Origin of the sequence: Allorhodopirellula solitaria, assembly GCF_007859855.1 — a bacterium.
Lineage (GTDB): Bacteria > Planctomycetota > Planctomycetia > Pirellulales > Pirellulaceae > Rhodopirellula > Rhodopirellula solitaria.
In genome coordinates this window covers 613,012-633,391 of the sequence record NZ_SJPK01000003.1, presented here as the reverse complement: position 1 = coordinate 633,391, position 20,380 = coordinate 613,012, and the positions used below count along the sequence as shown (strand labels likewise).

Annotated in this window: 19 protein-coding genes; 4 read left to right on the top strand and 15 right to left on the bottom strand. The window is 57.5% G+C overall.

What is annotated here, in order from left to right; all coding sequences use genetic code 11:
• The first annotated feature begins 95 nt into the window (after window positions 1-95).
• From CA85_RS08535 to CA85_RS08525, 3 genes are read left to right on the top strand one after another with little or no spacing between them, the layout of a single operon-like run.
• Window positions 96-689 (top strand): MerC domain-containing protein, encoded by a 594-nt coding sequence (locus CA85_RS08535; RefSeq protein ID WP_186774816.1) that lies wholly within the window; start codon window positions 96-98, stop codon window positions 687-689.
• Entirely contained in the window at window positions 686-1,069 is a 384-nt protein-coding gene (locus tag CA85_RS25630) for a hypothetical protein (protein ID WP_246112606.1), read from the top strand. The genes CA85_RS08535 and CA85_RS25630 overlap by 4 nt, the downstream gene beginning before the upstream one ends.
• 2 nt (window positions 1,070-1,071) lie before the next feature.
• Window positions 1,072-1,749, top strand: a complete 678-nt coding sequence (locus CA85_RS08525) for a hypothetical protein (protein WP_246112623.1) — start codon at window positions 1,072-1,074, stop codon at window positions 1,747-1,749.
• Between the two features lie 105 nt (window positions 1,750-1,854).
• Here the strand turns inward: CA85_RS08525 and folE2 are convergent, their stop codons facing one another.
• From folE2 to CA85_RS08450, 15 genes are all read right to left on the bottom strand, one after another.
• A complete protein-coding gene (folE2, locus tag CA85_RS08520; RefSeq protein WP_186774814.1) occupies window positions 1,855-2,682 on the bottom strand; it encodes a GTP cyclohydrolase FolE2 in 828 nt (275 codons plus the stop codon).
• A 144-nt stretch (window positions 2,683-2,826) separates the two neighbouring features.
• Window positions 2,827-4,293, bottom strand: a complete 1,467-nt coding sequence (locus CA85_RS08515) for an A24 family peptidase (RefSeq protein WP_186774813.1) — start codon at window positions 4,291-4,293, stop codon at window positions 2,827-2,829.
• A 482-nt stretch (window positions 4,294-4,775) separates the two neighbouring features.
• Window positions 4,776-5,480 carry a HoxN/HupN/NixA family nickel/cobalt transporter gene (locus CA85_RS08510; RefSeq protein WP_146390864.1) on the bottom strand — a complete coding sequence of 235 codons (705 nt, stop codon included), beginning with the start codon at window positions 5,478-5,480 and terminating at the stop codon, window positions 4,776-4,778.
• Between the two features lie 57 nt (window positions 5,481-5,537).
• Entirely contained in the window at window positions 5,538-5,891 is a 354-nt protein-coding gene (locus CA85_RS08505) for a DUF192 domain-containing protein (RefSeq protein WP_146390862.1), read from the bottom strand.
• Window positions 5,891-6,802, bottom strand: a complete 912-nt coding sequence (locus CA85_RS08500) for a type II secretion system F family protein (RefSeq protein WP_146390861.1) — start codon at window positions 6,800-6,802, stop codon at window positions 5,891-5,893. The genes CA85_RS08505 and CA85_RS08500 overlap by 1 nt, the downstream gene beginning before the upstream one ends.
• Before the next feature lie 122 nt (window positions 6,803-6,924).
• Window positions 6,925-7,818: a type II secretion system F family protein gene (locus CA85_RS08495; RefSeq protein ID WP_146390859.1), complete on the bottom strand. Its 894-nt coding sequence runs from the start codon at window positions 7,816-7,818 to the stop codon at window positions 6,925-6,927.
• The gene (locus CA85_RS08490; RefSeq protein ID WP_246112605.1) at window positions 7,812-9,290 is read right to left on the bottom strand and encodes a CpaF family protein; all 1,479 of its coding nucleotides are present in this window, start codon (window positions 9,288-9,290) and stop codon (window positions 7,812-7,814) included. Before CA85_RS08490 ends, CA85_RS08495 begins: the two co-directional genes overlap by 7 nt.
• 45 nt (window positions 9,291-9,335) lie before the next feature.
• Window positions 9,336-10,619, bottom strand: a complete 1,284-nt coding sequence (locus CA85_RS08485) for an AAA family ATPase (protein WP_146390858.1) — start codon at window positions 10,617-10,619, stop codon at window positions 9,336-9,338.
• A gap of 3 nt (window positions 10,620-10,622) precedes the next feature.
• Window positions 10,623-11,639: a TadE/TadG family type IV pilus assembly protein gene (locus tag CA85_RS08480; RefSeq protein ID WP_146390857.1), complete on the bottom strand. Its 1,017-nt coding sequence runs from the start codon at window positions 11,637-11,639 to the stop codon at window positions 10,623-10,625.
• Window positions 11,636-14,257, bottom strand: coding sequence for a CpaB family protein (locus CA85_RS08475; protein ID WP_146390856.1), 2,622 nt, complete (start codon window positions 14,255-14,257; stop codon window positions 11,636-11,638). Before CA85_RS08475 ends, CA85_RS08480 begins: the two co-directional genes overlap by 4 nt.
• An 88-nt stretch (window positions 14,258-14,345) precedes the next feature.
• Window positions 14,346-15,236, bottom strand: a complete 891-nt coding sequence (locus tag CA85_RS08470; protein WP_146390855.1) for a TadE/TadG family type IV pilus assembly protein — start codon at window positions 15,234-15,236, stop codon at window positions 14,346-14,348.
• A gap of 107 nt (window positions 15,237-15,343) precedes the next feature.
• Window positions 15,344-15,766: an A24 family peptidase gene (locus CA85_RS08465; RefSeq protein WP_146390854.1), complete on the bottom strand. Its 423-nt coding sequence runs from the start codon at window positions 15,764-15,766 to the stop codon at window positions 15,344-15,346.
• 113 nt (window positions 15,767-15,879) lie between these two features.
• Entirely contained in the window at window positions 15,880-16,221 is a 342-nt protein-coding gene (locus CA85_RS08460) for a Flp family type IVb pilin (protein ID WP_246112604.1), read from the bottom strand.
• Between the two features lie 376 nt (window positions 16,222-16,597).
• Complete coding sequence (locus CA85_RS08455) at window positions 16,598-17,020, bottom strand: DUF2946 domain-containing protein (RefSeq protein ID WP_146390853.1); 423 nt, start codon at window positions 17,018-17,020, stop codon at window positions 16,598-16,600.
• Between the two features lie 505 nt (window positions 17,021-17,525).
• Complete coding sequence (locus CA85_RS08450) at window positions 17,526-17,879, bottom strand: Flp family type IVb pilin (RefSeq protein ID WP_146390852.1); 354 nt, start codon at window positions 17,877-17,879, stop codon at window positions 17,526-17,528.
• A gap of 1,462 nt (window positions 17,880-19,341) precedes the next feature.
• Between CA85_RS08450 and CA85_RS08445 the strand changes: the two genes are divergently transcribed.
• The gene (locus CA85_RS08445; protein ID WP_146390851.1) at window positions 19,342-20,367 is read left to right on the top strand and encodes a DUF1559 domain-containing protein; all 1,026 of its coding nucleotides are present in this window, start codon (window positions 19,342-19,344) and stop codon (window positions 20,365-20,367) included.
• The last annotated feature ends 13 nt before the right edge of the window (window positions 20,368-20,380 follow it).

Genomic DNA, 20,380 nt, shown 5'->3' with positions numbered 1-20,380 from the left:
CACCCAACGCGTTGCGGCTTGAGCCCGATTGAGAAGCGCACCGCAGCAAACATTCGACACACACACCCTGATTCAATTCAATGAAGGACCAATTGATGAAAACCGAGATTCTCGCCACGGCATCCCAGCCAGGCCCCAGTAAACCGTTGGCGATGACCAATGGACTAGGCATGCTCGCTTCGATCGCTTGTGCGATCCATTGTGCGGCGATGCCATTTGTCATCGCGTTTCTGCCGATGCTCGGACTGAGCTTCCTGGCCGATGAGAGCTTTCACAAGGTAATGGTCGTCGTCTGTTTGCTACTCGGCGCTTTTGCGTTCGTTCCCGGCTGGAGACGGCACCGTCGCTGGCTACCCAGTGGCATCGCGGCTTTGGGATTGGTGTTGATCGCGACGGCGGCGTTCGCATTGGAAGACGAGTGCTGTGCCTCCTGTGAAAGCAAAGACGCGTCGAGCGTTGCCTCGCTCGAGTGCTGTACCGACGCCTGCTGTTCAAGCTGCGAGGTGGCGAGTTCGACCACCGCCAGTGAGACGCCTGCGGTGCGCGAGGCATCATTGGTCGTGCCATTGCTGCCATGGATTACACCTCTGGGCGGCCTGCTGCTGGTGTGGGCACACCTGACAAATCATCACTTCACCTGCCGCTGCGGATGCTGCCCGAGCGAACAAGAGTCAGGAAGCATGGCATGACACCTGCCGGCGACGAAACACTCGACGTGATCGTGGTGGGTGCAGGGGGGGCGGGCGTCGGCGTCGCGATCGCACGGAAGCATGCTGGCATTGAAAACTTCCTGATCATGGATCGCTATCGCCCGACTCACGTGCACGCATGCGAGAGCATTGCTTTGTCGATCAAGTGGAACGGTTGCCCAACACGCCGATCGCTTCGGTCGCCAAAGCGATCGCGACATCGCTCGGCCTGCTCGCTGGCCAGGTGTGGTTGGATAGCCAGCATGTTCCTATACGGCATCGCTTCAGTTGGTGACGGGGTGCGACGGGCCGCTGCGTCGGCAGGGTTGCTTTCCAATGTCGCCGCTTTTCACGAACTCATCGGAGGAACGCCTCAGTGATCATGCCGGTCACGACGCAATGCACACCAACCTGGGCAGCGAGCTTGCTGAGCCAGCAGATTTGGTGCTGGGGACAAGATATCACTCGAACTGCGGGAAACTGGCTGATTGAAATTGGATTCAATCGTGACAGGCCGCCTGAGGAACGCAAGAATTGCCCCAGCGTTTACACGCTGCAACTGGATCGCCGCACACGCGTTGTTTTGCGTGGGTTCGGAATCTACTACGGTGACGACCGACACGGTGGCATCTTCCTCGAACGCTATGGCTTCGCGCCGACTTACACGACGGATTCACGCTTGGTTTGTCCGCCTTGGTCGAACCAAGATCTACCCACGCTCGAGGCTCCCGCCCCGAATGAACGCACGGATTGCCTGATGCTGATGCTAGGGTTGTTTGAGTGGATTCGAAACTACGAATTCGATATTGTCGATTGCCTGGGGCTGGCCTATCGTGAAGAGGTGATCATGCGATGGGCCGACGGCCGGCGAGTCGTCACACCCGCACAGCAAATGGCCGTATCGTGGCGGAAACTGTCGCTCTCGCTTTCAGCCAATCCGGAAGCATGGCTTCCCTCGATGATCCCTGCTGAGGAACGCGGGAGTAAAAAGTCTCGTATGGGACGAAGCATCGAGCTGTTGGATACCCAGAAGTATCCCGTCAGGGATTATCGACAATAGCCGTAGATCAGCGTAGCGCCACCTACGGTGGTTCAATGCGGCAGCTGCACCGGTGTGTGATCTTATTGTCGTTGCAGTGGCAGTGCGAGCAGGCTGGACCAGCGTTTACGTTTGCATTTCAATTCTTGCAAACGCATTGTGCTGGTGAATCGATTCAAAATTTTCCGATTCGCAGCGGAACCAGGAGATTCGTGAATCCGCTTTCAAACCCAGGGCAAGATCGCGGACGGTGTCCTCGACGAATTTCGGATTCTCATACGCGTTCTCGGTGATCTTTTTCTCGTCACTTCGTTTCAACGTCGCATAGACCCTGCACGAGGCGGCCTTCTCCATGGTCTCGAACAGGTCATCGATCGAAACGCCATCGGTTTCTACGCGGAACCGAACGCTCGCTGTCAGTTGGCATCGTTGGTTGTGGGCACCGTAGTCGGAAATCTCTTTGGAACATGGGCACAGACTGGTCGCTGGTCCGGATACAGTCACTCTCAAGTCTCGGCGACGATCCGCCGCGGCCCCGCGATCGATCGAGACGTTGAGTTTGACGTCCAACCGCAACAGCCCCAACTCTTTGGTCACCGGCGCCGCTCGCTGGACAAAATACGGAAACCGAATCTCGATGTCGGCTCGATCCGCGTCCATTCGGTCGCGAAGCTGATCGCAAAGCTCGATCGCACCAACGTAATCGAGCGGCTGTGGCCAATCACGCAAAAGTTGCACAAACCGCGACATATGCGTGCCTTTCTCGGTCGGTGGCAGCGATACGAAGAGATCAAACATTCCCGTCGTGCTCTGCGGCGTTTCGCCGCTGTCCTGACGCGACACAAACTGAATCGGGTAAGGGACACTGGTCACGCCGACTTGGTCGATCGCCAAGTTTCGCGTGTCATCATAAGACTGGACGTCGGGAAGGCTTTGCAGAGTACTCGAATGCATGGTCAGGTTAAACGAAAGGAGATAGATACGGGATCGGATAAGTAATGCGATGGGATTCGACGAAGTTCTCGGTCGCGATAGTTCCAAGCGGCTTCTCAACATGGTGATTCGCAAAATAACCACACAGATGACGCAACGGTCGGCTTAAAAGGTCAGCAGGTTCGATGACCATCTCCATGCAGGGTGGTGGAGCATGGCGACGGCAAACAGAATCGTTGTTGCGGTCAACCATGAGGGGCGCTCTCGGCGTCCGCCAAACCGCTTAAGCAGCCACGTGGCTATCCACCAAAGTGCCGCGATCGTTAGTACCGCTTGCCAGCCCAGAGCGATCCCAACAAGTGCGTACGCCAGCGAAAGCGATGTGGTGGATTGACGACGACGCAGCCGAAGCGACCCGGCAAAATGACCGATCGCCCAACCCATGCTGCCGCCGACAAGGCTAGACGCCGCGCGGTCAAGCCAATCGGGGTATGACGCAGGCCATCTCAGTGGTGTCTGATCGAGGAGCGACACGGTCAATAGATTGGGCGAGACGACGACCAGAATTGCTGAGACTGCCAACAGCGAAAGAGCCAGCCAGCGCGGCGGTCGCAGTTTATCCTGTTCCATCAACGCAATCGTGAGCAGGCTACTAAACAGCGCACAGTGAAAGAAATAGATGCCGACCACCGGCCACTTGGTGTACAAGATGATCCAAAGGATGCCGGAGAACGGGTAGTGTTGGAACCCGGGGACGTTCGCCGCGCCAGTAACGAGTTCGTACAAAAACAACGAAGAAAAGATTACCAGGCCCACCACTTCTACTGTGAAATAGCGAATCGGAATGGAGACTCCACAGGCACCACAACGTCCTCGCAATCGTAGAAAACTGATCAACGGCAAATTATCGACGCGTCGAATCGGTGTTTCGCATTTCGGACAAGCCGACGATCGCAACACAATCGACTCGCCGCGGGGCGTGCTCGCCGCGACCACGTTTAAAAAGCTGCCGATACAGGCGCCCATGTACGCAAAGATCGCGAAGACGGCGAGTTTGGCGCTGCGAATCCTCAACACCTCCAGTGGAGTCAGTTCCTCGATCGTGTAGCTCGTCGAGCGTTCGCGCTGTGACTCCAAGACGGCACCCATACCCGGAATCACGATCATGTAGGTCGCTGAGATCAAAACAGCGATGATGACGGTGGCTTGACCCAATGAAATCGGTCTGGTGTGGGCATTGGTCGCAATCAAACCATCGCGAAAAATCAAGATGCCGAACGCCCCGATCGTGAACCAGGGAGAAAACATCGCCAGCGAGTCTTGCCAAAACGTCGCATCTGGTCTCGTTGCTAGGACGACCGACAGGCCACTGGCAAAGAAGGACAAAAACATCAACCGAGGCAGCCCCGCCATGCGATCGCTCACGGCTGCCCCCACGACCAGTACGTTGGCCAGGACCATCACGGCCGCAATGGGTTCATTCGCCAGGCGAATCGACCAATGGACCCCGGCACAAGCGGCGGTCGCGACCAGCAGCATCCGCGCGTACTCGCCCCACAGCGATTCATCAAAAGGATCGTAAGATGAATGACCAACGTTCGGATCCAAGCGGCACTCGATTGACTCGGCCATCAATCGTTCTCGGTGATGGCACACAAACGCAAAGTGCCAACGTCGCGAATGCGGGTCCATCGTTCGTCTACGGCCGCCAACAAAGTCACCCGGACCTGTGCAGCCATACCGCACACAGGCAACGCCCCAAAAAACGATTCACGGCGAAAGCAAAACAGTCGAGTTGCCATGGAAAAACCTGTGGAGCCAAGAGTCACAATTGCAATTGCCCTGCAATTATCAACAACAGCCCACCACGTGTCAATCGCAGATGCAAACACTTTGCACTGGCAGGATTGACGGTTCAAGATTCTGTCGAGAGCCGATGGTCAACGACAAGGAGCTGCGCGAGAGCGGTCCCGTAGCGAATGCCGTGGCACTGCACCGCGACGCAGATCGATTTCCAGTTAACTGAATATGGAAAATCTTGGGTCATCCGACGGAATTCTCTCAAAAACCGCCTACAGCCAGCACGATTCCTTCGGGTTTTCCATCCATTGTCGCTACGCCGCAAACGCCAATCGAGCCGTATAGAACATGCCAACACCAAGGATCAGGAGCGCTCGGATGTAAGACCAGGGCAACGCTCCGAGCCGACTGTCTTTGCGGATCAAGCTCCCACCAAAACGCTGCAACAACATGCCGACACAGGTCAATGACGTGGCAATTCCTGCGGCGAATAAGCCGATGACCGCGTACGCGGCAACCGGGGATCCCGTCGACATGCTGGTGAAGTATGCCGCCAGCGCGGATGGACAGGGCAGCAATCCAAACGCCACGCCGAGCAATGCGCTCATCGAATAGCTGGATTTTGCTGAAGGCGGCTTCGAATCGCACTCATGACGATGCGATTGGCAAACGCATTTCATCGGTTTGGATCGCCATGCCGACCACAACATCCACAGGCCAACGCATAAAACCAAGCAGGCACTGATCCACTGCAAACCATTTGTAACCCGTTGATCATCATGGTGGTGATCACCGGTGACGAGGTGATGAGTCAGATGAACAGCCATGGCGATTGCGATCAACGACACCGAGTGTGCCATCCCGCTTGATACCCCCATCACCAGCGGGTGCCAATAGCTACGCCGCTGGCCGGAGAGGTACACCAGCATCGCGGTCTTCCCGTGGCCCGGCTCGAGCGCGTGCAAAGCACCCAAGAAATACGCGAGTCCCAGGGTGAGTTCATGAGAGTGTTGATGCATCGAGTCCCGTTCTCTTTCTAAAAGGCATGTCGTTCGCTTGGGGATACGTCGTTACTACTATCCGGTAGATGGTGGTCCATTCCAATCCAATCTTGCCCCTTTCGGAACACCGACTGAGCCAGGTCGGACTTCGATCACGTGAGCGGTCCCGCGCTCGCAGACGACCGCGCGCCAAGGCGAAACGCGCGTTCGGATGCCCAACACACAACGCTCGCAGTCGAGCATGATCACGTCAATGGAAAACCGCATCCAGCAGGTGTGAATGGACGAACACGGCGTCAACAGCAAGCCGGAACTTTCCGGCAGCGAACCGCGAAACTGCAGCCCACGGAAGCGTTTCCAGAAAGTGTCCGCAATCTGCAGATCATCCAACAATAGGTCGCCGGTCTCGGTGTTGAACAGTTTCGTCATCACAAACCCCCGCCACTGGTGAAGGTTTCGGTGAGCTTGAACAGCTGTACGAACGCGGGCCCGAGAGTCCAGACGAACAAGCCGGGCAAGAAACAGATCACCAGCGGGAAAAGACGCTTAACGGGCAACGCATTGGCAAACGCGATCGCGCGCTCGCGTCGCCGGGCGCGGATGTCGTCGGCCTGAGTGCGAAGGACTTTGGCGATCCCCATCCCCATCTGCTCCGCTTGTACGAGCGCCGAGACCAGAATCGAGATCGAACCAATCCGCACTCGACCGCTCAGCCGACGCAACGATTGGATTCTGGGGCGCCCCGCCAGCAGATCGGCGTGATAGAGGTTCAGTTCATTGGCGAGCGGTCGACCGGCAAGGCGGGTTCTCAGAACCCGGAGGAGCGCCGAATCGAAACTCAAACCCGCTTCGCTGAGTGTTGCCATCAATTCCATCGCCAGTGGTAGGTCTTGTTCAATCAACGCGACTCGTTTGCGTCGAGCGGAACGCACAGTGGTGACAGGTATACAGATCAAGAGAATCGCCATAATCCAGGGAGCGACCCAAACGACGGGCAAGAATGTATCGCCGACGCCGCCGGGAACCAACACAACGGTGCGTTCCATCGCACCTTGCAAACCGGACAGCACGAACAGCGTCGCCGCCCCCAAACCGAACAACGTGCACGCAGTCATCGCCCCAACAAAGACCCACGGTGCCGAAACGCTGCGATAACCAGCCAGGAACAACCAACCCGACAACCAACCGCGCGGCGATGAAGAATCCAGAGCGACGTTGACATCCATGTCGGAATGCCAACGGGCGAGCGTCCGTTCGCGAGCGAACAGATATCGCGCCGCCAGGAACGCCACCGCAGTGAACGCCAAGAGCAGAGGAAGTGTGAGGAATAGCGAGCTCATTCAGTTCGTCCCTGACGCATTGCAGTCGATCTGAATGAGGGTCTGCCCCTTTAATGGCGAATCACTTTGCATGTTTTTTCACGGCCTCGACGGAGAGGAGCGGCCCCTTTTCAGATGCGTTTCTAGAACTTCGGTTTAGAGATAATACCCATCCAAGCAATCCCGACGGCTTGCAGGATGACCGAGCCGGCAATGAACCAACTACCGACGGTCGAGGTCACGAACTCGCGCATGGGTTCGGGACCGTTTCGCCAGACGATCACAGCGATCAAGTACACCAACCCCAAGATCGCAAATGTGCTGAACTGCGATTGGGCGATGTTGGATTGGATCCGCCGTGTGATTTCAATGCGGTCGCGGATGGTCCGCCCCACGATCGCAAGTGTGGGAGCGAGCCTACCGCCGACTTCGAAGTGGACGGCTAACGACGACGAGAAAAGTAGAAACGTCTCGAGCGGTACGCGATCGGCCAACGATCGAAATACCGACGCGGGGTCATCGCCCAAGCGAATTCGACCGGAGATTTCTTGTAAATACCGCTTCAGTGGACGATCGGTTTCGTGAGTCGCGGCTTCCATCGCGGGTCCCAACGCCGCGCCCGCACTGACCGCCCCGACCATGATGTCGATGGCATCGGCGAGTTGTCGCTCCAGTTTGGCGATGTGGCGGGTGTGCAAAAAACTCTCGACTTGGCTGAGCAGCAACGCAACCACGGCACCAATGGCCAAAACGTACTGCAACGGCCACCCGAAGCCGATCCACACGACCAGGGCAGTGATCGCCCCGATCGTCCACGGCACCCAGATCCAACGACGGGCTAAGCGGCGCGTCGATGGCGGCGATCGGCGCGTCGACTCGGCGCTGCGACTGGCCGCTCCCTCCTCATACTCTCCCTCTTGCTGCGTCGCTTCGACGAACCGATCGAGCGTTCGTTGGCGACGGGCGTAAATCTGATACCCCCCCACGCAGATCAAGCCAATGACTGCCCACAGCGCGACGACTCCCACCACTACCATGATCGTCGCCGATCAGATTCATCGACGCTCGCCGAAGCGTCGGAACCCACCATGGAGGTGTCTGATGGTCGGTGGAACCACTCCATAGGCACGTCAATGTGATTCTCTCGCAAATGCTCAGCGACTCGCGGCACGACCCCTGTGGCGACAAAATTACCCTGGATGCGACGATTGGCTTTCCCCGTTGACTGAAACCGAAAAATCTCCTGCAACTGTGCCGTTTCACCCTCCATGCCCACCAGTTCTGAAATGGATTGCACACGCCGCACGCCGTCTTCGTAACGTTTGACCTGAACAATGATATCGATCGCTGACACGGCTTGTTCACGAATCGCACGAGCTGGCAAATCGATTCCCGCCATCAATACCATCGTTTCCAATCGCGACACGGCATCCCGCGGCGAGTTGGCATGAATCGTCGTCAGTGATCCGTCGTGGCCGGTATTCATAGCCTGCATCATGTCGAGTGCTTCACCGGCGCGGACTTCGCCAACGATGATTCGGTCGGGGCGCATACGCAACGCATTGACGACGAGATCACGGGCTACAATGCGGCCCTGGCCTTCGATATTTGGCGGTCGGGTCTCCATGCGAACGACATGTCGCTGATCGAGCTGCAATTCAGCGGCATCCTCGATCGTGATGATACGTTCGGTGTCTGGGATCGCCTCGGCGAGTGCCCCCAAAAATGTGGATTTCCCGGAACCGGTGCCGCCCGAGACGATCATGTTGATGCGACCGCGGATCGCCAAACGCAAGAACTGCAACATGGCGGGTGAAAACATCCCCAGTCGCATCAGGTCGTCACTGCGAAGCCGGCGTCTGCCGAATCGGCGAATCGACAACGTCGGGCCGTCGATGGTAACGGGCGGCAGGGTTGCGTTGACGCGGCTACCATCGGGAAGTCGAGCGTCGACCATCGGTGAGCTTTCGTCGATTCGCCGCCCCACGCGAGAGGCAATCCGACCGATGATGCGGACCAAGTGTTCGTCATCGCGAAAATGAACTGCGGTCGGTTCGAGCTGCCCGAAACGTTCGACAAACACCGTGTGAGGGCCGTTGACCAAAATGTCAGTCACGGCCGGATCGGCCAATAGCGGCGCAAGCGGCCCGACACCGATCGTTTCTTCTATCAAATCATCGACCAGTTGCCGGCGCTCGGAATCGTTGAGCGGCCAGTCTTGAGTCGCCAATGCGTCAACGACATATTCTTTGACCAATTCAGCCAACTCGTCTTCGCTGGCCGTGATCCGATCACGCCGATCAAGGTCCTCTAACAGTTGCGTGTGCATCGCCGCTTTGACAGATGCAAACGACGCGTTCCCAGCAGCCGGCATGGCGGCAGGCGCACCGGCAAAGCTCTTGCTCGATTGACGCGTCGACTCGTCGCGTACCCGTTCACTGGGCAATCGTAGACTCGTTCGCGTGAACAGTTCGCGCGCCGTCGTGGTGTTGTCGGGAGGATGGGACATAGCGTTGGATAGGGAGGACGATTGACGCGAGACGCTGCCGGGGGGTTATTCCAACGGATTCGATGGCAAATCGGCGGTGCCGCGGGTGGATGGATACTCGGCGGGCACCTGGCCCTCCCGCTGGGCGACCAAGGGTGGCTCGGCTTGTTCGACTCTTGGCGCTGCCGAGTCGGTACGTCCCAAAACATCATCGGTCAGGCGTTCCAACGCGCGGCTGAATCCGCTCAGACGGACTGTCGCAGTAGCGATTGGAACACCGCAATTCGCCGCCGCCATGACCCGCTTATCGAATGGCAACACATGATCGATCTCACGCTGCAACCGCTCCGCCACATCATCGACCGACAAACTACCGGTCACCCTTTGTTGTCGATTCAATATGATCGACTGGCGCTCGGCCGGGTAACCAATCCGCTCCAAAACACTCAGCAACTTCGCACCGCCCAACAACGTCGGCAGGACATTCTCCAGGACCACGAACACACGATCACTTAGGTCGAGAGCCGCAATCACGACTTGATCGAACATCGGAAACGTATCGACGATCACGACATCATAGGTTTGGCGGGCCAACGTGATGATGCGCGCGATCAACAAATCGTCGATCTCCATCGCTTCAACGGCATCGGCCGGTGCGGCCAACAGATGCAGTCCACTGGAATGAATCGCTGCAGTTTGACGAATCATGGTTGGATCCAGGCGGTCCGCCTCTCGGGCCAAATCGGTCAGAGTCGCTGTCGGGTGCAGGTCGAGCAACGCGGCCCCGACGCCCATCTGAATCGACCCATCGATCAGCAACACGCTCTTTTGGCCGCGCCGCGCGATCGCCACCGCAGCGTTCGTCGACAACGTCGATTTCCCCACGCCGCCCTTGTTACTAATGAATGAAACAACACGACCAAGCGTCTGGGTGGAGGAGGAACCGGCATTGCCAGCTGCCGAGGGCTGCGAGATCAGACGCGATAGGTCCGACGTCGAGAGTGGCCGCCGCAAGAAATCACAAACGCCCCCTCGCATCGCGTCGATCAAGGCCGCTGACTCGTTGACGTTCTCGGGAAACCCCTCGGGTCGCAAAATGGCCGCGATGCGGGTTGGCGGCGAAGCGGATCGCACTTGATTGACAACTCGGATCAGTTCTTTGGGATCCTCGGTGAACTCAATCAGGACGAGAGAGATTGGCTGAGTCCGCAGCGATTCAAACAAATAGCTCGATTCTTTGACCAAACGAAACCGAGGTGCGGTCTCGCCCATTCCATCAAGAGCCAGTTTGGCCTCCTCGACGATCTTGTCGTCGGTGCTGAGGATCAGGACGGATGCAGTGATCGACATGTATTACCTCGCCGACACAGGTAGTTGGCATAAAACTTCGCGGTTGTCCTGGCGCGATTTAAAAACCATATCAGTGTCATCCGGTGTGCCTGCGTACGAATAACAAAACGTGGCCGATGCATTCGAGATTCCAAAAGGCTCCACTTCGGTAAAAACACCGTCCGAGATCGAGGCCGCACCGAAACCAATGACGCGGTCGTTGATCTCTTCGTCGTAGATCGCGACGTAGCCTGTCCCAGCTTCAGGAGCTGCGTTGTCAGTCGCTTCGCCACCGATAGCATGTTCAGCATATTCGCGAAACGTCTCTCCGGAACCGACTTCCCATTCACTTAAAGGGACTGCGACATCGAGTTTTCCTGGAACGTCGTTGGTCTCATCTGAGCTTCCAACGCAAACCACCGGTTGAAGTGCCGCAATGGATGTCGCTCTGACCGCAATGCCGTCACCAACCGATTCGCGATTCAACATCGAGCCGTGACCAAAAAGGAAAGGCAACGCTGGCCCCGCAGTCCCAACACCGTCGTCGAACACTTCGTCCGTTCGACGCACTCGCACCAAGAAAGCTTCGTGAGTTTCCATGCTGGAGTCGTCCGACGGGTTTGGATTGGGAAAATCGCTACGGGTGTAATCATTGGCTTCACGATGAAACTGACGCGAATCTTGTGCTGTGGAGCTTGCTGGCGGATCGAAGGCGTAGAGCCCGTCAAGCATGTCGCCGCGTTTGTCATCGCCCGGATTCGATGCGAGCCGATTGGGGCCAGACGATTCACTCGAAGGATCAAAATCACCCTCCAACGTCCACGCAACGACATCCGCCGCCCGTTGCCTACCGTCGGTACTGGCATAACGCAATCCTTCCAGCGCTGCGGCGTCCGCTGCCGTTTGCATCTGCCGCTGGGCGAGTCGGGCAAAGCCCAGGTCGATCACGAGCGCTGCCATGGCCATCAATCCAAACAGCATCATCGCGAAGAGCACCATCACATAACCACCGCGTGGTGGGTTGGTCCGCCTACGGTTCATGATCCGCTGCCCCCAAAGACTTTGACTGTCCGTTTGCCACCGATATAAACCTCAGTCGTTTTGACGTTCTGCAATGGATCAAACGCCGGGATGCTCGCATCCACGGCCGGTGTATTGTCGGTTTGGGTTGGCGGCACGCCGACGGCAACCAAGTGCGAACGAGCATTTAAATCGTCGCGATCGTTCAACGAACGCGCCATCGCCGCTTGAATTCGTGTGAGTGATTCGTTGGGGATCTCGAGAACCGACTGGCCAGCGATCGATCCCCGAACGACCCGTACCGATGGTGCCAACACGTTAGCCGTGGCCACGCCCGCATCCCCAGACACCTGCTGTGTCAATGGGGATCGTACAACACCACGCAGTAGGATCGAGAGATGGTCGCCTTCGCTGAACGCTTCCAACCCTTCGATCTCCCGATCCGCGATCGGCAACAACGTGTAGCCGACCCGAGCGATCGCCCCAATCCCGGGCTGGGTTCCATGGGGCAGAAAATCGTCGACGGTGAATCTGTCCCCACGGTGCTTGTCCCCTTTCAGAACACGCCCGTAGAACGCCTTCAATTGCGATACCGTCAATGCATCGTGAAACTGAGGATCGGACGCGGACACCACTCGCGAGACGACGCCACGGCGGTTACCGTGCCATACGGACTCCGACAATTCACTCAGCGCCGGAATCGATTCGGGAGCGACCGCGATCACCTTTTGGCGGCTGTTCGAAGTCGCCTTTTCCGAAGCGTGAAAAGCGACAGTGAAGAGGGCGTCACGCGTCGCCAGCGCCGTCGCGACCGCTTCGACGTCGCGGTCATCGACCGCAATGATAACCGGCGGGCCGTCGAAGCCTCTGGCGTTATCTCGCCTCGTCGCCGAGTCGCCTGTCGATTCGATTGCACGCAGCGCCGACGCAGGCGCGGGGAAGCCAACGGGCGCGACCACGATCGCATCGGAAGCGACGAACCACGGTTCGGCTCGATTGCCGAAGGTTTCTTCCCAGGTTCGTTGAGTCGTTTGGGGCGTTAACGATTCAGACTTGCGGACGATGACCGTTCCGTCGGGTCTCGTCTCGGTCTCCTCTTCATCGCGGAGCCGTTGGAGCGAGTAGCTGGCCATCAAGTCGATGGAATCACCGATTTGCAGGTGCTCGGCGCCGTAAATTTGACGCAACGGGATCGCAAACGCTGTATGCCCGGGCGGAATGAATCGTGTGATCGCCGGACGATCCCCCACAGCTGTCGCCGAGGGAGCGGAGGACGTCACATCGGCCGGTTCCTGAAGCACAGACACGAACTGCTCCTTCGGATGAGGAGTCGATGCGGGTGAATCGGAATTTCGCCTTTGCTCAGGCCCCGTCGGATGACTGCTTCGTCGGTCCGCTGGATCGCTTTCGCGGGCCGTGGGAAATGCGACGGAATCCTCGGTCGGTGCAGTGGGAGGGCCGCTGAGTAAATCACCGCGACGCAGATAATGTCCGGCTGGAATGTCCTGCCGGGTGATCGCCCCCAAAGCCTCCTCCAGCGACACGATAACGTCGAGACGTTCCGCTTCTTTGCGTGAAATCCACTCGGTATTGAGCGTCCTCGTCGCGGGACTGACAAACGCGTCGCGAACCACCACCGCGTAGGCCAAAACAGGTCGTACGGTGACCGGCACCTGCACTTCATCGGCACGCGTCGATGCCAAATTCGCATCAGCGGCCGATTCGGGCTTCATCGAATGCGCGATACAGGTGATCGATCGTTCATGATGAAGTGCTTCTTGCAGCGGCATCACATCATCGGCGGCGACCGCGATAGCCACCTCATACTTAGGCACGCTCTGCATCGTCTTGCCGTTCATTAACGATGCGGAGGAAGCGACTTCATTGCGAACGTAGACCGGGCGCAGAACTTTCGCGTTCTGGGCCAGCAGGTGCACCTTGCTACTTTTCTCCGAATCCGAGGACGAACTCTCGCCCAGCGGGATGTTCGTTAGCAAGTCGATCATGTCGCCCGCACCGAGTGAATGAACCCCCGTCAACCGAGTCGCATCCAACGTGATCGCTCGCATGCCCGTGGGTGTCGCTCCGGCCAATCCTTCCGGCGTTCCTTTGGGGAAGAACGTGCTTTCGCGAAAACCCATCCCCGCTCGCTTATCCGCTTTGACGACTCGACCGATGATCGCGTTGAGGCTCATCATCGCACCGCCGAGCGAGAGAGTTTGTTCTTGGCGGACCTCTGCTCCGCCGTCGACAACAAACACCACCTGATCGTTGTCGTTCTTGATCGACTCCACACGACCCTCCACGTGCGACCCGTTTTGGTCGACACCCACGATCGCCATCCCGACTGCGGCTTGCGGGGGGACCTTCTGGAACATCAACCCGCCATCGGTCGGGTTCATCAAATCCATCCTGTCGACCCGACGATAGGCGGGAATGGGTCGCGAATTGATGGGAATGCGAATCATGAACGGGTCCTCGACCGCTACTCGCTGAGCAAACGGATTCAGAGGCACGCCGGCAAGCCATAGCGTGCCGACGACGCCGGCTGCCAATAGCGCAAACATGCCAATCCCACCTAGCAACAAGAATGGGGTTCGTGATCGTCGTGATGTCGTGCGATAGTTTCGTGGTGGCATTTCAGTTCTTCTTAATAGCCTAGTCAGAAAGGGGGCTGACCCTTCACAGGCGTGTTGGATTGCATCATTGGAAAACGCTTCGTGTTGATCACTCGAACACCTCACGGCGATAAATCGCTTGGGCTGAAATCACACGGCGAAACGGCCGCACCGTTTGCCCAAACGCTCCTTGAGCACCGAGCCCATACTGCCCGCCATAGGTACCCGAGTACGTACCATCGGCGACCAGCGGTTGGCCGATCAAATCGCCCGGGCGGTCTTCCTCGTTGGTTTCGTTCACTCCGCCGTCGTTGGCAGCGTTGGGGTTCCCGAGGTTCGGTTCGAAGGGGCCGTTTACGTTGGGCTGAAAACTGCTCATCGACGCCGATTGGAAAGGATAGTTAATCCTCAAGGCAACGACGCCTTGCTGGGGAGAGTCAATGCTGAACGGGTCTAAATTCTCATCGCTCTCAATCTCTTCCACTACGTCGACCCAGCGAATGGTCTCCGTACCTGATTCATCACGCCCGGTCACCAATGGAATACCGACGGTGTATCCGCTGTCCGTTGTCGGATCACTCAGCAAAGCGCCTGGATACCGAATCAAACGAGCATCGGGCGTTCCGTCGCCGTCGAAGTCGGGACGATCGACGATCATCACGGTTGCTAACTGCTGATTCACAACCGGCCATTGCGGCACAACGTCTTCGAAGAACGATTGATCGCCGAGCGAATCGAGATCGAACACCAGCAGATTCTTGCTGTATATATCGTCGAGCGATCCATTCTCAATCAGTGCTTCGAAGGTGGTCACGGCCGGTAATGGAGTCCGCGAAATCTCCCGCGCCGCCACGTCAGCCGCTCCCTGCAAACTCTGCGCAACATACAGGGCATGACCGAATGTCAAGATCGCGGCCAGCAACATGTACAGGACAAGTGCGACGACGGCGAATTCGACAAGCGATTGGCCGGAACGGAACTGGAGACGCGAGCGGGTCATTAAACGGTCTTCATTAACCTCTTTAACTCAGCCAGAACGTCTTGCAGCTCTTCGTGTCGCGATGTCACCATGAACTCAGACATCTGTTTTATCTCTTTGTGCGAAAACTAAATCAGTGAAACGACACTGACATACCAAATGAATCCACCGGTGATGGCAGGCACATAAGCATAATCACGCTGACCTCGAAGCATTGCGATCAGCGATAACACGCCACCTATGATAGCCATACCAAACAACAAGATCAAAATTCCAACTGGGCCGAACGTCATGCCCAACGCGGCGATTAATTTGGCATCGCCGCCTCCAAGCTGAGCGAACCGAAACAACCCGTAGCCGATCAGCAAACCGACGACTCCACCGAAGATCACCCAAGGCAACCCGATCCCCAGCCAGCCCGCGCTCGACGCGATGACCGCTACGATCGCGATCCCAATGGAGATCCAATCGGGAATCTCCCGCGAGCGATAGTCACAAACAGTTGCGACCAGCAATAACACGAACGTGACAGTGAGGGTGAGGATCAACATTGCGGTGAAAGGACATCAGGAGCAGCAGGCAGCACGCAAAAAAAACACCCATGGCGGTCTGAGCCGCCTTGGGTGGTCATGCATCCATGCGTCCGCCATTCGGCTCATGGCGTTCAGTCATCATGGTCGCCCGCTTCGAGGATCAATCCACTGAAGTTCGCACCGGTGTTGTTGCTGAGACGCGTCGTTCCGGATTCTCCCGCAATGGCAACTGCGTCCAGCGAGATCTCTCCGCCATCCTCGGCGCTAGTTGTCTCAATCAATTTGCCACTGACCATCGGACCGTTGTCATCGGCATGAGCCCCAGGCAGAATCGTGGCGACAGCGGAGATCAAATCACTGGTCTTGTGACCGAACACCGAAACGGCGGCAGCGCAGATCAATGCCACACCGGCAATGATCAAACCGTATTCGACCAGACCCTGACCTTTTTTATTTCGGAACATCGTAAGCATTTTGTTTTCCTTCGTTGAAAACGAGTTTATCGAGAAATGATTTGCCGCCTGAACCATGGGTACGGATGCCCCATGCAGGCGTGCGCGGCGACGGCAGGCAGTCCGCACACGTGTGTTCGATAGCGCTCCCGCGCAATGTCTGAGCAGCGATGACGCCGCGTCGATAACAAAAACCCCACCTCGCAAACACAACCGGCCGGGTTTGGTCGGACCGTTATTTGGTCGGCCCGTTAACCGATCACACTGCACGCGGCGCGGCGTGAGCAGTCGGCAGTCCAGCGGGTGCAGAGATCGCGGGAAAGCCTTTGCAGCCAGTCAGCTTTTGACTGACACGGCCGGCTGTAGACCGATTGCGACACTAGGCAAACCGAAGCACCTAGACCGCTGCGGGCGGGCCGCGTGGCTTCGCGATGGAGATTGAGCCGGCGACCGCAGCTTCAGCGGAGCTGAGCGAGACAGGTACGCTCGCACGCTCCGGTGAGAGCGTCACCATGCCGGGAGGGATCACACCAAATGAACCCGCCAGAGATTGGCAAGTCGCGCAGGTATCGGAATCATGCGGAACCGATGAACTGACGGGAGAATCGGTCGATTCGTCAGCCGACGCAGAAACCGTCGGCTGGGATGTGTCATGACAGCAAGAATGCGGGCAGATTGCACCGGTGCTCTGCGGCACCTGCGCGAGCATCGATCCACAACCGTCTTCACAGCCAGCCACGTGCAACCACGCCGGTGCATGCCCGAAGGCAATCGCACAGCATAAGATGGTCGATACGATGGATTGGACCAGCGACGTCATGAAACAACGTTCGTGAAGACAGGAGAAGTGATGCAGAACGGTTCAACTAGGAACCAATGCTGCTTATCTACGATGAGTCAGAGGGTAGGGTTCGTCAAGAGCAAAGGGAAGATTTGTGGCTCATCCGACGGAAGCGTGCGCTGGAGGTTTTCAAGGCATGGCTCCAGTATCCAATGATTGATTTGTCGGAGGTGCTGGCTTGGCAAGGGATATGTCGGTCGACGGTACGCCAATGGCGTTGCCGGTCCCTGGCGGACATTCGTTCGTCAGGGACGCATTTTTGTAAGATTATTGGATACGAGAGCCATGCCTAGAAAAACCTTCCCCCTGTGCTCCGCGCACGCTTCCGTCGGATGAGCCAGATTTGTCGGTTGAGCCAATTCCGTCAGTCGGCGATCCGAGCGTTACCAGCCCGCAGCATCCGCGCGTGCTCAATGAAAGAGCCCCCATGGCGAACTCGCTCGCCATGGGGGGGGTCGATACATCCCTGCAATTCTCAATTGACCTACGGTGTCGTGGGTGCTCCCGCTTCGAGGATCAAGCCCCCGAAGTCCTCACCGATGACACCGGTGTTGTTCCCCAGACGCGAAGTCCCGCTGTTAGCCGCGATGGTAACTGCGTCCAGTGAAATCGTGCCGCCATCTTCGGCGCTGGTGGTCTCAATCAACTTCCCGCTGACCATCGGACCGTTGTCATCGGCGTGAGAACACGGCAGGATCACGGCCACCGCACTAATCAAATCGCTAGTCTTGTGACCGAATACGGAAACGGCCGCGGCACAAATCAATGCCACGCCGGCGATGATCAAGCCGTACTCGACCAAGCCTTGGCCCTTCTTGTTACGAAACATTTTACGCATAGTTATTTTCCTTTGAGAAAACGAAATCGAATGTGTTTGCCGCCTGAGTAGTGAATTGCATGACCAGTGCAGGCCGTGTGCGGCGGCGACAAACGAACCGCGCACGAATGGATCATTGCCTACCGTGCGATTGGCATCGCCTCGGTAGCATTGATGTTGAAGGAGCCCCGCCGTGTGAGCACAACCGATCGGGTTTGGTCGGACCGATAACCGGCCGCACCGCACGCGGCGGGACGTGTGAGATCGCGAGTCAATCGCCGATCCATGTCAGCGCAACCGAGCGAAGCACGTATTTCCAACGACGTGGAGATACTGTCAATCTGCTGCGCAGGCTTTCAACCGCGGCAGACAGACTCGAAACCCAGCCATGCAAAGAAAACCGGCGATCACGCTACAGTGGGTGGACCGCGAGGGTGAGCGACTGTGAGAGCAGCCGATACGAATACAGGCTCGACCGCGGCTACGGGCGATTGCAAAACACGACCGGCGACCAACGGAAGGTCGATCTCGGACGCTACACCGCAAGGGCCAGCCAACGACTGGCAGATAAAGCAGCAACCCGCAGGGGGCTCGTCGTGCGATTCTTCATCCCCGTCGAACGGCGCGCAATCCGGCACCACAGCCACAGGTTCATCAACATGGTGGTGTTGGCAACAATGTGAACAAGACGAAGCTGCCGTCGAACCCGATACGCTGGGCTGAGCCTGAGAATGGCAGTCGCAAGTGGCCACGTGCAACCAAGCTGGTGCATGCCCGAGGGCAGTCACACAGCACAGAATGATCGCAAGGAGGGGCCGGATCAGCGAAGTCATCAACGACGTTCGGGCAAGAGAGATTCGAGTGCGAAAATGGTCCGACCAAAGACGATTGCTGTTTAGTAGAGTGACCGTAACGGTTCCATTCGTCAAGATGATTGAGAAAGTTTTTGGAGATCCTAACTCCAACGGATGCACTCACTCGCCGATCAGGTCCAGACGGACGGGGCAACTTCGACCGATCAAGCAAAATACGTCCGTCTCAGAAACTGGCTGACTTCGATTCTTTTGGGCTCATCCGACGGAAGCGTGCGCCCGAGGTTTTCAAGGCATGGCTCCCGTATCGAAGGATTTATTTGTGGGATGTGATTATCAATGTTGGACTGGCACTGCCGGGAGAAACGGAGCCGAGCTCTGCAGAGGTGCTGGCTTGGCAAGGGATATCTCGGTCGCCAGCGTTTCCCTGCAATAGCCGTACGCCAATGGTATTGTCGGTCTCTGGCGAGCGTTTCTTCGTCAGGGACGCATTTTTGAACGATCATTGAATACTAGAGCCATGCCTCAAAAAACCTTCCGCTGTGCTCTGCGCACGCGTCCGTCGGATGAACCTTCTTTTGCCAGGCAGACTGACATTCGCAGTTTGCTCAGATTACAATCAGCGATAATCGGACCGGACTCGATGCACCTACCTGCGGAAGCTTCAAAACATGCTTGTCGTTAAACGAAATTCTCTACGCGGCTTCACGCTGATTGAACTACTGGTTGTCATTGCGATCACCGGCGTTCTGATCGCGGTGTTGCTGCCTGCCGTTCAGGCGGCACGCGAAGCAGCGCGGGGCGTGGACTGTACGAACCGCGTTCGTCAACTGGCTTTGGCGACACACATGCACCATGACTCGCTCGGCTATTTTCCTCCGGCGCGATATGAGTCGCGACCGGATGCTGAGGCGGCAGCAAGCTGCGGTCTGGAAACGCCGACCTGGCTCGCACGGGTAATGCCATACATTGAACAGGCATCCCTCGCAGAGCAATGGGATTTATCAAAACCGTGGCACGAGCATCCAGAGAGCGTGAGAACCGTTGTCCCGGACATTTTTCTTTGCCCATCACGTCGCGCGGGGACACGCCCGCTTGGGACTCGCAGCTTGCAAACAACCGACACAGGCGGAAGCGGACGACTGCCGTGTGGTTGCCCGGCTGCGCCACGCCCGGTCGACGTCTCGCTGAATGTGGAAGGAGCTTTAAGCGATTACGCAGGTAATCACGGTGATCTAACGCCTGGTGCGACGGGCGAGCCAACCGATTTCTACTTTGGCGGCAACGGCACAGGGGTAATCATCAGTGTTCGCCCACAATGCAGTGCGGGAAAGGCCGTCGCTCCGCTGGACCGGGTGCGGATGTCGTCGGTGACCGATGGAACATCGAGCACGCTTCTGTTTGGTGAGAAATTCATACCTCTCGATGGACTCGGGCGGTTCCCTGAAGACTCGCCTGCGTACGATGGCGACCACTTACCTGCCTCGTGTCGGCTAGCGGGTCCTGGCCTGCGACTTGCCAATGGCCCCAGCGACGTGCTGGCAGATTCGTTCTCTTTCGGCAGTTGGCATCCGGCGGGCGTCCACTTTGCGCTCGTCGACGGCAGCGTGCGATTATTTAGTTCCGAAACGGATACCAAACTACTCGGCTCGCTGGCGAATCGGCGAGACGCGCGAGTCGTGGAGCTTGCGCATTGATGCGTGCGAAGCG